General features: G+C 73.6%; 13 protein-coding genes and 1 tRNA gene. 7 read left to right on the top strand and 7 right to left on the bottom strand.

The window, feature by feature from the left end; translation table 11 throughout:
• Position 1: 1 nt before the first annotated feature.
• From ACZ4U1_RS21280 to ACZ4U1_RS21270, 3 genes are read right to left on the bottom strand one after another with little or no spacing between them, the layout of a single operon-like run.
• On the bottom strand, positions 2–742 hold the full coding sequence (locus ACZ4U1_RS21280; protein ID WP_467905127.1) for a TrmH family RNA methyltransferase: 741 nt from the start codon (positions 740–742) through the stop codon (positions 2–4).
• Positions 739–1,950 carry an HTTM domain-containing protein gene (locus tag ACZ4U1_RS21275; RefSeq protein ID WP_467905125.1) on the bottom strand — a complete coding sequence of 404 codons (1,212 nt, stop codon included), beginning with the start codon at positions 1,948–1,950 and terminating at the stop codon, positions 739–741. The genes ACZ4U1_RS21280 and ACZ4U1_RS21275 overlap by 4 nt, the downstream gene beginning before the upstream one ends.
• Positions 1,947–2,711, bottom strand: coding sequence for a DUF5819 family protein (locus ACZ4U1_RS21270; protein WP_467905299.1), 765 nt, complete (start codon positions 2,709–2,711; stop codon positions 1,947–1,949). The genes ACZ4U1_RS21275 and ACZ4U1_RS21270 overlap by 4 nt, the downstream gene beginning before the upstream one ends.
• Positions 2,712–3,291: 580 nt before the next feature.
• Here ACZ4U1_RS21270 and paaA point away from each other — a divergent pair.
• The 6 genes from paaA to ACZ4U1_RS21240 all read left to right on the top strand — a co-directional run bounded on the left by paaA (position 3,292) and on the right by ACZ4U1_RS21240 (position 8,134).
• Positions 3,292–4,308: a 1,2-phenylacetyl-CoA epoxidase subunit PaaA gene (gene paaA, locus ACZ4U1_RS21265; RefSeq protein ID WP_467905123.1), complete on the top strand. Its 1,017-nt coding sequence runs from the start codon at positions 3,292–3,294 to the stop codon at positions 4,306–4,308.
• Complete coding sequence (paaB, locus tag ACZ4U1_RS21260; RefSeq protein ID WP_014673816.1) at positions 4,305–4,592, top strand: 1,2-phenylacetyl-CoA epoxidase subunit PaaB; 288 nt, start codon at positions 4,305–4,307, stop codon at positions 4,590–4,592. The genes paaA and paaB overlap by 4 nt, the downstream gene beginning before the upstream one ends.
• Positions 4,593–4,618: 26 nt before the next feature.
• Positions 4,619–5,320 carry a 1,2-phenylacetyl-CoA epoxidase subunit PaaC gene (gene paaC / locus ACZ4U1_RS21255; protein WP_467905298.1) on the top strand — a complete coding sequence of 234 codons (702 nt, stop codon included), beginning with the start codon at positions 4,619–4,621 and terminating at the stop codon, positions 5,318–5,320.
• Positions 5,314–5,847 carry a 1,2-phenylacetyl-CoA epoxidase subunit PaaD gene (gene paaD, locus ACZ4U1_RS21250; protein WP_467905121.1) on the top strand — a complete coding sequence of 178 codons (534 nt, stop codon included), beginning with the start codon at positions 5,314–5,316 and terminating at the stop codon, positions 5,845–5,847. Before paaC ends, paaD begins: the two co-directional genes overlap by 7 nt.
• Positions 5,847–6,911 (top strand): 2Fe-2S iron-sulfur cluster-binding protein, encoded by a 1,065-nt coding sequence (locus tag ACZ4U1_RS21245; protein ID WP_467905119.1) that lies wholly within the window; start codon positions 5,847–5,849, stop codon positions 6,909–6,911. The genes paaD and ACZ4U1_RS21245 overlap by 1 nt, the downstream gene beginning before the upstream one ends.
• Positions 6,912–6,991: 80 nt before the next feature.
• A complete protein-coding gene (locus ACZ4U1_RS21240; RefSeq protein WP_467905117.1) occupies positions 6,992–8,134 on the top strand; it encodes an acyl-CoA dehydrogenase family protein in 1,143 nt (380 codons plus the stop codon).
• 20 nt (positions 8,135–8,154) lie between these two features.
• On the opposite strand, the gene ACZ4U1_RS21235 is transcribed toward ACZ4U1_RS21240, so the two are convergent.
• The 4 genes from ACZ4U1_RS21235 to ACZ4U1_RS21220 all read right to left on the bottom strand — a co-directional run bounded on the left by ACZ4U1_RS21235 (position 8,155) and on the right by ACZ4U1_RS21220 (position 11,321).
• Entirely contained in the window at positions 8,155–8,484 is a 330-nt protein-coding gene (locus ACZ4U1_RS21235; RefSeq protein ID WP_467905296.1) for a rhodanese-like domain-containing protein, read from the bottom strand.
• Positions 8,485–8,532: 48 nt separating this feature from the next.
• Positions 8,533–9,342 (bottom strand): hypothetical protein, encoded by an 810-nt coding sequence (locus ACZ4U1_RS21230; RefSeq protein ID WP_467905116.1) that lies wholly within the window; start codon positions 9,340–9,342, stop codon positions 8,533–8,535.
• 184 nt (positions 9,343–9,526) lie between these two features.
• Positions 9,527–11,014, bottom strand: a complete 1,488-nt coding sequence (locus tag ACZ4U1_RS21225) for a DUF2252 domain-containing protein (protein ID WP_467905114.1) — start codon at positions 11,012–11,014, stop codon at positions 9,527–9,529.
• A 223-nt stretch (positions 11,015–11,237) separates the two neighbouring features.
• Positions 11,238–11,321, bottom strand: a tRNA-Leu gene (locus tag ACZ4U1_RS21220).
• 537 nt (positions 11,322–11,858) lie between these two features.
• Here ACZ4U1_RS21220 and ACZ4U1_RS21215 point away from each other — a divergent pair.
• Positions 11,859–12,722 carry an FhaA domain-containing protein gene (locus ACZ4U1_RS21215; protein WP_467905113.1) on the top strand — a complete coding sequence of 288 codons (864 nt, stop codon included), beginning with the start codon at positions 11,859–11,861 and terminating at the stop codon, positions 12,720–12,722.
• Positions 12,723–12,731 lie beyond the last annotated feature (9 nt).

Below are 12,731 nucleotides of genomic sequence, written 5' to 3'. Positions count from 1 at the left end.
GCTACGCGCCCCCGGCGCTCCAGTGGTACAGCGTCATCGCCACGCTGGTGGCGAGGTTGTAGCTGGAGACCTGGGGGCGCATCGGCAGCCGCAGCAGGTGGTCGGCCCGGGCCCGCAGCTCCGGCGACAGGCCGGAGCGTTCCGAGCCGAAGGCCAGCACGGCGTCGTCGGGCAGCTTGGTGCCGCGGATGTCCTCGCCCTCCGGGTCGAGGGCGAACAGCGGGCCGGCGGGCAGCTCGTCGACACCGAGGCGCTCCACGGCGGTCGCGAAGTGCAGGCCCGCGCCGCCGCGCAGCACCGTGGGATGCCAGGGGTCGAGGGTGCCCGTGGTGACCACACCGGTCACCCCGAAACCGGCGGCCAGCCGGATCACCGCCCCCGCGTTGCCGAGGTTGCGGGGGTTGTCCAGGACCACGACGGGCGCGGTGCGCGGCATGCGGGCGAGCGCGCGCAGGTTGGCCTCCCGGGACGGCCGTACCGCGAGGGCTGCCACGCCGGTCGGATGGGGACGCGGGACGAGCGAGGCGTACGCCGCCCGGGACACCTCCGTCAGGAGGGCGTCCAGGGTGTCGCGCACGTCCCCGGCCAGTTCCCCGGCGAGGGCGAGCGCGGCCTCCCGGTCGGTGGTGACCGCGACCGGCACCTCGGCCCCGAAGCGCAGCGCGTGCTTAAGGGCGTGGAAGCCGTCGAGCAGCGCGGCGGAGTCCGCGTGCTCGCGCCAGCGGCTCAGCGGGTCGGTCATGCCGTGAACCCTACGCGGTCCGCCGGGCTCTCCTCGGGGGAGCGCGGGGCGGGGACCGTACGGCCGACGCGCCGGGCGAGCCGTCCGCGCGCGCGTGCGGCCAGGTCGCCCAGTCGGCGCAGGAAGGACGTCGGCAGGAAGACGGCGTCCGCTGTGATCATCGCCAGCGAGAAGAACGGCAGGCCGAGGACGACCGCGATCACCGCGTGCTCGATCATCATCAGCACCAGCAGGACGTTCTTGACCCGCCGGTTGAACAGCGTGAACGGGAAGGCGACCTGCACCATGACCGTTCCGTAGGCCACGATCATCAGGATCGTGCCGCTGGACGACATCAGGTCGGCCAGCGCGGGCCAGGGCGAGAAGTAGTCCAGGTGGAGCGGGTAGTAGACGGCGGTGCCGTCCTGCCAGCGCGAGCCCTGGACCTTGTACCAGCCGGCCGTGGCGTAGATCAGGCAGGCCTCCGCCATGATCACGGCCAGGGCGCCGTTGTGCAGGATGTTCGCGATGACGTCCAGCAGGATCCGCCGCTGCTCCCAGGCCTCCCGGCGGCGGACGGCCCACCACAGGCCGAGCCCGGCCCAGGCCGTCCACAGCAGCGCCGGGATCAGCCAGCCGTTGTCGAACCGGCCGGTCAGCGTCGCCGCGCCGAGCGCCAGGCCGGACACCGCCCACAGCACGGCTCCCGTCCGGTCGGCGGGAACCCGCTCCCCGCGCGCGCGTGCCGCCGCGTTGTTCGCCGTGCGCCGCGCGTCCAGGGACCACACCTGTCCGCAGCGCGTGAACACCAGGTAGAAGGCCATGAGGTGCAGGACGTTGTCGCCGCCGTCACCGATGAAGACGCTGCGGTTCTGCAGCGACAGCACGCCCACCATGAAGAGCAGGGACGCGGTCCGGGTGCGCCAGCCGAGCAGCAGGGCCGCGCTGGCGAGGATGGCCAGCGCGTAACAGCACTCGAACCACAGCTGCCCGTCGGACCACAGCAGCGCAGTGAAGGCGTGGTTGTCGGCGGTCAGCTCCTTGGCGAGGTTCCAGCCCCACGGCCCGGCGGGGCCGTACAGCTCCTGGCGGTACGGGAACTCGCGCAGCAGGAACAGCAGCCAGGTACCGGCGAACCCGATCCGGATCACGGCGCTCTGGTACGGCCCGAGGGCGGCCTCGGTGACCCGGGCGACACCTCGCGACAGGGTCAGGGAGAGACGGTTCACCGCACACCTCCCGCGGCCTCGTCGGACGTCAGGGACCACCAGGGCAGCAGGCGGTAGGCGGGTTTGTCGGACACCCGCTCACGGCTCCACGGCGGCGGCTGCACATTGGTGGTGCTGGAACGGATCTGCACGCGCTGGATCACGCCTTCCCGGCTCGTCGGGTCGTCCCGGTACAGACGCATCACCACGATCCGGCGCAGATACTGCTCCGACAGGGAGCCGCGCAGGCCGACGGGACGGTTGTCGGTGCCGTGCGTGGCGGAGAAGAAGTCCCAGGCCCGGCGCAGCAGGTTCTGCTGGGTGTGGCTGGGGGCCAGGTTGCCGTCGATGGCGGCGCCGTCCTGGGCGGACAGGTCGGTCCAGCCGGTCGTGCGCAGCCCGCCGTCCCGCATCCGCACCTCGGCACGGACCTGTACGGCGATGTTCTGCTGGAGCGGGTTCGGGGCGAACAGCTTCCAGTTCTGCTCGAACTCCGGGTACACCCATTCCTCTATCGCCTTGCCGTGCTGCTTCGTCACCGTGTTGGCGGGGGCGAGGCTGAGGAACACCATCAGCAGGTGCGCACAGGCGGCCACGGCGACCACCGCGAGCGCCAGCGCCGCGCCGACCTGGTAGCGCGGGGAGAGCGCGGCGACGCCGGCACGGGGCGCGGGTGCGGCAGCGGGCGGCGGGGGCGGCGCCGGGGGCTCTTCCGGGAGACGCGTCCCGGCCGACCCGTCCGGGCCCTGCGGGCCCCGCGGATCCTCGTCGTACGCGTCCATTCCGTCCCGTCCCCCGTTTCGGCTCATGCGGTCAGCTCGGTGTCTTCGACCCGGTCGTCCGGCCCGCCGTCCGGCTCGGCGGTTCGGCTGAGCGGGGCGGACCGTGGCGCGGCGCCCGTCACAGGCGTCGCATCCGGCACGAGCGCCACGTGTCGGCGCCCGCACGGAACGGTACTCAGCCCAGGCCCCCGGGCGCAGCCCCGGGTACGGGACGAAGACGGTGGCCCTCGCCACGGGAGGCGTCGGCCGGGGCCGGGCGGAAGGCCTTGCGGTGGTGCGGGAGCGGCCGGTCCGCTGCTGTCCGGCAGCCGGTCCGGGGCCCTACGGCAGCAGGTCCGGGGGCCCTACGGCAGCCCGCCCGGTGCTTTCGGTAGCCCGCACGGTGCCTCCGGCAGCCCGCCCGCGGCTCACGGCCCGCCGCCCCGCCCCGCGTTGTCCACAGGCGGCGCCATGAGTTTTCCACAGCGGTTGACACCCCGCGGCGGCCCGGCACACCATGGACTACGCACGGACCGAACGATCGGTCGGGACGCATCGCTCGGACATAGTTCACCGCAGAGCCCGAGGTCAGGGGGACCGCATGGCCACAGCAGCCGCGCAGCGCACCGCCCGCACGGAGGCGGACGGCGCACCGGACACCGTCGACACGGCGGCCTACCAGCGCGCCTTCGACGCGGCCGCGGCCGCCGACGAACGCATCGAACCGCGTGACTGGATGCCCGACGCCTACCGCGCGACCCTGGTCCGGCAGATCGCCCAGCACGCGCACTCCGAGATCATCGGCATGCAGCCGGAGGCCAACTGGATCACCCGCGCGCCCTCCCTGCGCCGCAAGGCGATCCTGATGGCCAAGGTCCAGGACGAGGCCGGCCACGGCCTGTACCTCTACAGCGCGGCCGAGACCCTCGGCACCAGCCGCGACGAGCTGCTCGACAAGCTGCACTCCGGCCGCCAGAAGTACTCCTCGATCTTCAACTACCCCACCCTGACCTGGGCCGACGTCGGCGCGATCGGCTGGCTGGTGGACGGCGCCGCGATCACCAACCAGGTCCCGCTGTGCCGCTGCTCCTACGGCCCGTACGCCCGGGCGATGGTGCGGATCTGCAAGGAGGAGTCCTTCCACCAGCGCCAGGGCTACGAACTGCTGCTGGCCCTCAGCAAGGGCACCCCGGAGCAGCACGCCATGGCCCAGGACGCGGTGAACCGCTGGTGGTGGCCGTCGCTGATGATGTTCGGCCCGCCCGACGACGAGTCCCAGCACTCCGCGCAGTCGATGGAGTGGAAGATCAAGCGCCACTCCAACGACGAGCTGCGCCAGCGCTTCGTGGACATCTGCGTCCCGCAGGCCGAGTCCCTGGGCCTCACCCTCCCCGACCCGGAGCTGCGGTGGAACGAGGAGCGGGGGCACTACGACTTCGGCCCGATCGACTGGACGGAGTTCTGGGAGGTCCTCAAGGGCAACGGCCCCTGCAACGAGCAGCGGATCACCCAGCGCAGACGAGCCCACGACGAGGGCGCGTGGGTACGGGAAGCAGCCGCGGCCTACGCGGCCAAGCACGCCGGCGACACCGGTGAGACGGGAGCGACGCGAGCATGAGCACCACCGACTGGCCCCTGTGGGAGGTCTTCGTGCGCTCCCGGCGCGGCCTCTCCCACACCCACGCCGGCAGCCTGCACGCGCCCGACGCCGAGCTGGCCCTGCGCAACGCCCGCGACCTGTACACCCGGCGCGGCGAGGGCGTCTCCATCTGGGTCGTCCCGGCCGCCGCGATCACCGCGTCCTCGCCGGACGAGAAGGACCCGTTCTTCGAGCCGGCCGCCGACAAGCCGTACCGGCATCCGACCTTCTACGAGATCCCGGAAGGGGTGAAGCACCTGTGACCGCCACCGGCCCCGCCACCGTCCCGGTGACCGCCGCGCTCGCCCTCGGCGACGACGCCCTGGTGCTCTCCCACCGCCTGGGGGAGTGGGCCGGGCACGCGCCCGTCCTGGAGGAGGAGGTCGCCCTCGCCAACATCGCCCTGGACCTGCTCGGCCAGGCCCGGGTACTGCTGTCCCTGGCCGGCGACGAGGACGAGCTGGCGTTCCTGCGCGAGGAACGCGCCTTCCGCAACCTCCAGCTGGTCGAGCAGCCGAACGGCGACTTCGCCCACACCATCGCCCGCCAGCTGTACTTCTCCACCTACCAGCAGCTTCTCTACGCCGAACTCGCCGCCGCCGACGGTCCGTTCGCGCCGCTCGCCGCGAAGGCCGTCAAGGAGGTCGCCTACCACCGCGACCACGCCGAGCAGTGGACGCTGCGGCTCGGCGACGGCACGGAGACCAGCCACGAGCGGATGCAGCGGGCCTGCGACGCGCTGTGGCGGTTCACCGGGGAGATGTTCCAGCCGGTGGAGGGCCTGGACGCCGACTGGCGCGCCCTGGAGGACCGTTGGCTGGAGTCCGTCACCGACGTGCTCGGCCGGGCCGCCCTGACCGTCCCGGAGGGCCCGCGCACCGGCGCCTGGTCGGCGGGCGCCGGCCGGCAGGGCCTGCACACCGAGCCGTTCGGCCGGATGCTCGCCGAGATGCAGCACCTGCACCGCAGCCACCCGGGGGCGGCATGGTGACCGCCACCGCCCTGGAGGCGGAGCTGCTGGAGCTGGCCGGCGCGGTGCCCGACCCCGAGCTGCCCGTGCTCACCCTGCGCGAGCTGGGCGTACTCCGCGCGGTGCACGTCCACGGCAGCGACGCGGTGGAGGTCGACCTGACCCCCACCTACACCGGCTGCCCGGCCATCGAGGCGATGAGCCTGGACATCGAGCGGGTGCTGCGCGCCCACGGCATGCGCGAGGTCACCGTCCGCACGGTGCTCGCGCCCGCCTGGTCGACCGACGACATCACCCCCGAAGGGCGGGAGAAGCTCCGGGAGTTCGGCATCGCTCCGCCGCGCGTGCGGCACGACAGCGGCCCGGTGCCGCTGGCCCTGGGGCCGACCCGCACCCGGGAGCCGCAGGCCCCGGCCGAACCGGTCCGCTGCCCGCACTGCGGCTCGGCCGACACCGAGCTGCTGAGCCGGTTCTCCTCCACCGCGTGCAAGGCACTGCGCCGCTGCCTGGCCTGCCGTGAACCGTTCGACCACTTCAAGGAGTTGTGATGGCCCGCTTCCACCCGCTCCCGGTGGCCGCGGTCGACCGGCTCACCGACGACTCCGTCGCCCTCACCTTCGCCGTCCCGCCGGAGCTGCGCGAGGAGTACCGGCACGCACCCGGCCAGCATCTCGCGCTGCGCCGCCGGGTCGACGGCAGCGAGATCCGGCGCACCTACTCGATCTGCTCCCCCGCGCCCGACCCGGCCGGCGAGGGCCCGGACAGCCTGCGCGTGGGGGTGCGCCTGGTCGAGGGCGGGGCCTTCTCGGCGTACGCGCTGAAGGAGATCAACGTCGGGGACGAGCTGGACGTGATGACCCCGGCGGGCCGCTTCACGCTGGAGCCGGCCCCGGGTCTGTACGCGGCGGTGGTCGGCGGCAGCGGCATCACCCCGGTGCTGTCCATCGTCGCCACGCTGCTCGCGCGTGAGCCGGCGGCCCGGTTCTGTCTGATACGCAGTGACCGCACGGCCGCCTCGACGATGTTCCTGGAGGAGGTCGCCGACCTGAAGGACCGCTATCCGCAGCGGCTTCAGCTGGTGACCGTGCTCTCCCGGGAGGAACAGCAGGCGGGGCTGCCCTCCGGCCGGCTCGACCGGGAACGGCTCACGGGGCTGCTGCCCGCGCTGCTGCCGGTGGAGCGGGTGGCGGGCTGGTTCCTGTGCGGGCCGTACGGGCTGGTGCAGGGCGCGGAGCAGGCGCTGCGCGAGCTGGGCGTGGACCGGGCCCGGATCCACCAGGAGATCTTCCACGTGGACGCGGGCTCGGCCCCGGCCGCCACCGCTTCCGCACCCGCCCACAGCACCGTCACCGCACGGCTCGACGGCCGTGGCGGCAGCTGGCCGGTGCGGGAGGGCGAGTCGTTGCTGGAGACGGTGCTGCGCAACCGGCCCGACGCGCCCTACGCCTGCAAGGGCGGGGTGTGCGGGACCTGCCGGGCCTTCCTGGTCGCGGGCGAGGTGCGCATGGACCGCAACTTCGCGCTGGAGACGGAGGAGACGGAGGCCGGGTATGTGCTGGCCTGCCAGTCGCATCCGCTGACGGAAAGGGTGGAGCTGGACTTCGACCGCTGAGGGTCACCCGACCGTTCCCTTCTCCTAGAACCTGTTCTATCTTGACGGCCCGTCAGATACCGGCGCCAGGAGGACAGGTCGTGGACTTCACCTTCACCGAGGAGCAGCGGGCGGCGGCCGAGGCGGCGCGGGGGGTGTTCGCCGGTGTCGCGCCGGACGCGGTGCCCAGCCCGGCGCTCAGCCCGGGCGCCGTGGCCGAGGGCTTCGACCGGGCGCTGTGGTCCCGGCTGGCCGACGCGGACCTGCTGAGTCTGCTGCTGGCCGAGGCGCACGGCGGGGCGGGCCTGGACGCGATCGCGCTGTGCCTGGTGCTGCGTGAGGCCGGCCGGGTGCTCGCCCGGGTGCCGTTGCTGGAGCACAGCGCCGCCGCGGCGGCCGTACAGGCCTACGGCGGCCCGGAGCAGGCGGACCGCCTGCCGGCCCGGGCCGGCCGGGGCGAGCTGGTGCTGACCGTCGCGGCGCAGGGACGTACCGGCCATGACCCGGCCGAACTCGCCGTCACCGCGCGCCGTGAGGGACCGGTGTGGCTGCTGGACGGGGTGCAGACGGCGGTGCCGTGGGCGTACGACGCGGACCTGGTCGTCGTACCGGCGCATGTCGAGGGCACGGGGGCGCACCGGACCGTGCTGGCGCTGGTGCCGCGGGAGGCGGACGGACTGGTTCTCGCCGAGCAGGTCTCCACCAGCGGTGAACGGCTGGCCGAGCTACGGCTGCGGTCGGTGCGGCTCGGGCCGGGCGAGGTGATCGAGGCCGACGGCGCCTGGGAGTGGCTGCACGGGCTGCTGGTGACGGGCACGTGTGCGCTGGCGCTCGGGCTGGGTGAGCGGGTGCTGCGGATGACCGGGGAGTACACCGGCAAGCGGGAGCAGTTCGGCCACCCGATCGCGACGTTCCAGGCGGTGGCCGTGCAGGCCGCGGACCGGTACATCGACCTGCGTGCCATGGAGGTCACCCTGTGGCAGGCCGCGTGGCGGATCGCCTCGGGGGCACCGGGGGCGCTGCCGGTCGCCGGGGACATCGCCGTGGCGAAGATCTGGGCGGCGGAGGGGGTCCGCCGGGTGGTGCAGACGGCACAGCATCTGCACGGCGGGTTCGGCGCGGACACCGACTACCCGCTGCACCGCTATCACGCCTGGGCCAAGCACCTGGAGCTGGCGCTCGGCCCGGCGGCGGCGTACGAGGAGCGGCTGGGCGACCTGCTGGCCGCCCACCCCCTCGGCTGACGGGGGCGCTGAGCCCGGGGTTACAGGACGAAGCCCGGCTTGCCCTCGTCGGTGACGACCGGGCGGCCGGCGGTCTGCCACTGCTGCATGCCGCCGTCGACGTTGACCGCGTCGATGCCCTGCTGGACCAGGTACATGGTGACCTGGGCGGACCGGCCGCCCGAGCGGCAGATGACGTGGACGCGGCCGTCCTGCGGGGCGGCCTCGGTCAGCTCGCCGTAGCGGGCCACGAACTCGCTGATGGGAATGTGCAGGGCTCCCTCGGCGTGGCCCGCCTGCCACTCGTCGTCCTCGCGGACGTCCAGCAGGAAGTCGCCGTCCTTGAGGTCCGCGACCTGGACCGTGGGCACACCAGCTCCGAAATTCATGGCTCCGACGCTACCCGAAGCACCGGCGGTTCAGTCCTGCCCCAGCAGGCCGGCCAGTTCCGCCTCCCGCTGGGCGATGTCGGCGCGCAGCCGTTCGGCGATCTCCTCGAGCAGCCCGTCGGGGTCGTCCGGGGCGAGGCGGAGCATGCCGGCGATCGCGCCCTCCTCCAGCTCGCGGGCGACGAGGGTGAGCAGCTCCTTGCGCTGGGCGAGCCATTCGAGGCGGGCGTACAGCTCCTCGGCGGGGCTCGGCCGGCGCTCGGGCGGCACCGGTCCGGCCGCCCATTCCGCGGCCAGCTCCCCGAGCAGGGCCTCGTCGCCGCGGGCGTAGGCGGCGTTGACCCGGCTGAGGAACTCCTCACGCCGCTTGCGCTCCTCTTCCTCCTGGGCGAGGTCGGGGTGGGCCTTGCGGGCCAGCTCGCGGTAGAGCTTGCGGGCCTTCTCGCTGGGCCGTACCCGCTGCGGGGGCCGCACCGGCTGGTCGGTGAGCATGGCCACGGCCTCCGGGAACAGGCCGTCGCCGTCCATCCAGCCGTGCAGCAGCTCCTCCACGCCGGGCATCGGCAGCACGCGGGCGCGGGCCTCCGCGGCGCGGCGGATGTCCTCGGGATCGCCGGTGCGGGCGGCCTTCGCCTCGGCGATCTCGGCGTCCAGCTCCTCGATGCGGAGGTAGAGCGGGCCGAGTCGCTGCTCGTGGAGGCGGGAGAAGTTCTCGACCTCGACGCGGAAGGTCTCCACGGCGATCTCGTACTCGATCAACGCCTGCTCGGCCGCCCGTACGGCCTGCTCCAGCCGTTCCTCGGGGCGCGGTGCGGACTGGTCGGCTTCGGGGGTCGTCACCCGCTCAGCGTAGCGCCGCGCCGGCCCGCCCCCGGTCCGACAACCGGGGAACCCCAGCCGACTGCCCGAAAGCCGCGGCCGGCCCTCTCACCTACCCGGCTCCGCCACCGTCCACCCCCGTCACACACCCGGCACGGCCGCCGTCCGCCCTGTCACGCACCCGGCCCCGCCGCCGTCCGCCCCGTCACGCACCCTGCTCGGCCGCTATCCTCCCCGCCCGGATGCCCGCGAGCAGGTCGGCGTGGTCCGCCTCCGTGCGGTCGGCGTAGGCGACGGCGAAGGCGGCGAGGGCCTCGTCCAGTTCCTCGTTCTTGCCGCAGTAGCCGGCGATCAGGCGGGGGTCGGCGCCGTGGGAGTGGGCGCGGGCCAGCAGGGCGCCGGTCATGCGGGCGTAGTCGTCGATCTGGTCGGCGGCGAGGGCGGCCGGGTCGACGCTGCCCTTGCGGTTGCGGAACTGGCGCACCTGGTAGGGGCGCCCGTCGACGGTGGTCCAGCCGAGCAGGGTGTCGCTGACGACCTGCATCCGCTTCTGCCCGAGGACGACCCGGCGGCCCTCGTGCTCCGCGCGCGGGGCCGGGAAGCCGGCCGTGGCCAGGTGCGGGAGGAGCGCGGAGGGGCGGGCCTCCTTCACCTGGAGGATCAGGGGCTCACCGCGGTGGTCGAGGAGCAGCACGACGTAGGACCGGGTGCCGACGCTGCCGGTGCCGACCACGCGGAAGGCGACGTCGTGCACGGCGTGCCGGGCGAGCAGGGGGTGGCGGTCCTCGCCGAGGGTGTCGACGTACGACTCCAGGGACGCGGCGACCGCCGCGGCCTCGGCGTCCGGTATGCGGCGCAGCACCGGCGGGGCGGGCACGAACCGGCGTCCGCCGTCCGGCGCCGCCTCGGTCGACTTCGCGGCGAACCGGCCGCTGGTGTTGGCCCGGGCCTTCTCCGAGACCCGCTGGAGCGTGCCGAGCAGGTCGTGGGCGTCGGTGTGGGAGACGAGTTCCTCGTCCGCGATGGCGTTCCAGGCGTCGAGCGCGGGCAGCTTGGCGAGCAGCCGCACGGTGCGGCGGTAGGCGCCGGCCGCGTCCCGGGCCGCGGCGCGGCAGGTGTCCTCGTCGGCGCCCGCCTCGCGGCCGGCGAGCACCAGTGAGGCGGCGAGCCGCTTGAGGTCCCATTCCCAGGGGCCGTGCACGGTCTCGTCGAAGTCGTTGAGGTCGATGACGAGGCCGCCGCGGGCGTCGCCGTACAGGCCGAAGTTGGCGGCGTGCGCGTCACCGCAGAGCTGGGTGCCGATCCCGGTGGTGGGGGTGCGGGCGAGGTCGTACGCCATGAGGCCGGCCGAGCCGCGCAGGAAGGCGAAGGGGGTGGCCGCCATCCGGCCCACGCGGAGCGGGGTCAGTTCGGGGATGCGGCCGGCGTTGGACTCGGCCACCGCGCTCACCGCGTCGGGGCGGGCGGCGTCCAGGTCGAGCGTGCGGTGGGCGGAGCGCGGCACGCTCGTGCGCAGCGCCTTGCCCTCCTCCTTCGGCGAGCCCTGCGGCGGCCAGGGGGCGAACCCGCGCACCCGGGGCAGCCGGCGCGCGCCCCGGTCCGCCGCGTCCGTCGCCCCCACACCGGTTCCGGTCACCGCGACCGCCTCCCCCGCACTGCCCGGACGCCATCGGACAGGCGCCGGTACGAACATCAAGTCGGGGAGACCGTACAACCGGTGGCCGAAACGCGTCAGACCCTGTGGACAACTCCGCCGCGCCCGGGCCGGAGGCGGAGACCGGCACGCTGACTGCCCTCGCAGGGCAGGGCCGTTGACATCCTGAGAGCTTCCTCACACCCGGGTCGGACAGCGCCCGCGGACGGCCCCATATACGACCAAGGGCCCATCGTTTTCACGATGGGCCCTTGGCCTTCTGTGCGCGAGGGGGGAGTTGAACCCCCACGCCCTTGCGGGCACTGGAACCTGAATCCAGCGCGTCTGCCTATTCCGCCACCCGCGCATTGGGTGTGTCTTCCGGTTCCTTCCCTTTCGGTCCGGCCCCTTCCGACACCCAGAACATTAGCACGTCGTACGGGGTGGATTCACATCGCTTCCCGCCCGGCCCCCGGCGCCCCCTCCCCGGTCCCCACCGGGCAGGCAACGGCCCCCGCCGGCACGCGGCGGGGCGCGTACCGGCATGCGACGGCGCGCGTGCGGGCATGCGACGGCGTGGGTCAGGTCACGCGACGGCGCGCGTCTCGAGGAGACGCGCGTCTCGTATCAACCTCGTACCGGTCCAGGACATCTGCCCGGGAGGCGGACCGGGTCCACAGCCGGGTGCGGGACACTGGTCTTCGCCCGCCTCTACGATCCATGGCAGCAGGACACGCACCCGGGAGTTCGAAGGGGAGCCGCTGGGGGAACCGGCTGATTGGCGGGCGCGTAGATACGATCAGTAAGCAGTACCAGCAGTACCCGGCAGGACAGCCGCCCAAGCAGCGGCCGAGGCAGCGGCACAGAGCAGGCAAGACGACGGCAGGGACGGAGGAGGTGCCCCATGGGAGTCCTGAAGAAGTTCGAGCAGCGTCTCGAAGGTCTGGTGAACGGCACCTTCGCCAAGGTCTTCAAGTCCGAGGTCCAGCCCGTGGAGATCGCCGGAGCGCTCCAGCGGGAGTGTGACAACAACGCCACCATCTGGAACCGCGACCGCACCGTCGTACCCAACGACTTCATCGTGGAGCTGAGCGCGCCGGACTACGAGCGGCTCAGCCCCTACTCCGGGCAGCTCGGCGACGAGCTGGCCGGCATGGTGCGCGACTACGCCAAGCAGCAGCGCTACACCTTCATGGGACCGATCAAGGTCAACCTGGAGAAGGCCGACGACCTGGACACCGGCCTGTACCGGGTGCGCTCGCGCACCCTCGCCTCCTCCAGCAGCCAGCAGGCGGCACCGCAGGCTCCCGGCGCACCGGCCGGACGCCCCGGACAGGGCGCCCCGGGCGGCTACGGCTACCCGCCGGCCGCCCCCGCGGGCGTGCCCCCGATGCCGTCCGCGCCGCCGCCCGGCGCCCGACCCGGCGGCTACGGCTACCCGCAGCCCGCCACCCAGCGGCCCGCCGCGGCCCCGATGAGCGGCGCGCGCACCCGCTACTGGATCGAGATCAACGGCACCCGCCACCAGATCTCCCGCCCGACGCTGGTGCTGGGCCGCAGCACCGACGCCGACGTGCGGATCGACGACCCCGGCGTCTCCCGCCGGCACTGCGAGATCCGGACCGGAACGCCCTCGACGATCCAGGATCTCGGCTCCACCAACGGCATCGTGGTGGACGGGCAGCACACCACCCGCGCTACGCTCCGCGACGGCTCGCGGATCGTCGTGGGCAGCACCACCGTTATCTATAGGCAAGCCGAAGGGTGAAGCGGGGGC

Source organism: Streptomyces sp. NPDC028928 (genome assembly GCF_055564915.1).
The sequence above is the reverse complement of the archived record's forward strand: the minus strand, read 5'-3'. Positions and strand labels throughout refer to the sequence as shown.

Bases quoted from the DNA above. Each gene is read 5' to 3' on its own strand.
- ACZ4U1_RS21280 (WP_467905127.1), bottom strand. From the start codon at position 742: ATGACCGACCCGCTGAGCCGCTGGCGCGAGCACGCGGACTCCGCCGCG.
- ACZ4U1_RS21270 (WP_467905299.1), bottom strand. From the start codon at position 2,711: ATGGACGCGTACGACGAGGATCCGCGGGGCCCGCAGGGCCCGGACGGG.
- paaA (WP_467905123.1), top strand. From the start codon at position 3,292: ATGGCCACAGCAGCCGCGCAGCGCACCGCCCGCACGGAGGCGGACGGC.
- paaB (WP_014673816.1), top strand. From the start codon at position 4,305: ATGAGCACCACCGACTGGCCCCTGTGGGAGGTCTTCGTGCGCTCCCGG.
- paaD (WP_467905121.1), top strand. From the start codon at position 5,314: ATGGTGACCGCCACCGCCCTGGAGGCGGAGCTGCTGGAGCTGGCCGGC.
- ACZ4U1_RS21245 (WP_467905119.1), top strand. From the start codon at position 5,847: ATGGCCCGCTTCCACCCGCTCCCGGTGGCCGCGGTCGACCGGCTCACC.
- ACZ4U1_RS21225 (WP_467905114.1), bottom strand. From the start codon at position 11,014: ATGTTCGTACCGGCGCCTGTCCGATGGCGTCCGGGCAGTGCGGGGGAG.
- ACZ4U1_RS21215 (WP_467905113.1), top strand. From the start codon at position 11,859: ATGGGAGTCCTGAAGAAGTTCGAGCAGCGTCTCGAAGGTCTGGTGAAC.